Annotated in this window: 2 protein-coding genes; one reads left to right on the forward strand and one right to left on the reverse strand. The window is 57.2% G+C overall.

Translation table 11 applies throughout. The features are described from left to right. Positions 1–194: 194 nt before the first annotated feature. A complete protein-coding gene (locus tag AC1D12_RS34125; RefSeq protein ID WP_477845493.1) occupies positions 195–608 on the forward strand; it encodes a DUF4279 domain-containing protein in 414 nt (137 codons plus the stop codon). Between the two features lie 47 nt (positions 609–655). On the opposite strand, the gene AC1D12_RS34130 is transcribed toward AC1D12_RS34125, so the two are convergent. Continuing rightward, the coding region (locus AC1D12_RS34130; RefSeq protein WP_477845494.1) for a response regulator at positions 656–980 on the reverse strand (325 nt) is incomplete at its 5' end.

Genomic DNA, 980 nt, shown 5'->3' on the forward strand with positions numbered 1-980 from the left:
ACGCAGTTCCGGACGATGCGCCCAGAGACGTAGACATGACGCTGAAATTTACGGCAGAGGGGCCGAAGCTTCGCGAGAAGTACGGTCGGATCCAAGTCTTCATCGCACCGCTGAATGTGTGGTGAGAGCTACTCAAGAATGAGCCGACTTGGCGAGAGCATTGAAAACACATCGATTCCCCACAAGGAAAACAAATGAGCGAACGACGCGTTCATGCATCTCTGATCATAAAGAGCGATGACCTCCAGGCCGAATACATTGCAGAAATGATGAAGCCGCTGCCAGGATCAACGCAGTCGAAAGGCAAGCCAGTATTCTCTCGGCCGAATGCAAGTCTGGCACGTCATTCAAGTTGGATGCTATCGACGGAGCATGCCTCTACCGGGCTTGATGAACACTCGCCAATTTCCGAGCACATCGGGTGGCTGCCTGGACTTCTCGATGGGAAACAACAAGTCATTGATGAGTTGGCCAACAATTGCGACGTCGAAATATCATGCTTTGTATCCACAGCCTCCACGAATTTCTGGTTTGATGTCCCACATGGCATCGTCAAGAAATTGGCTGAGCAGAAAATTGACCTTGTATTCGATGCGTATGCCTACTGATCATTCCTGGCTTCTCCGCCATTTCTGACACAGCCGCGCCTGCACGCTCACCGCAACAACTGCAGCAACGTCTCCATGTCGACCGGCTTCACCAGGTGCTCGTCGAAGCCGTGCGCCGCCGACTTGAGCCGGTCTTCCGCCTGCCCGTAGCCGGTCAGCGCGATCAGCCTCAGCGCGCTGCCCCCGTCCTTCGCGCGAATGCGCTGCGCGAGCTCGTAGCCGTCCATCACCGGCAGCCCGATGTCGAGCACCGCGATGTCCACCATCTGCTGCTCCAGCAGTTGCAGCGCCGACGGCCCGTCGTGCGCCACCAGCGGCACATGGCCCAGCGCCTCCAGCAAGGTGGCCATCGTCGTCGCCGCGTCCTGGTTG

The organism is Rhizobacter sp. P1_G5 (assembly GCF_056405435.1).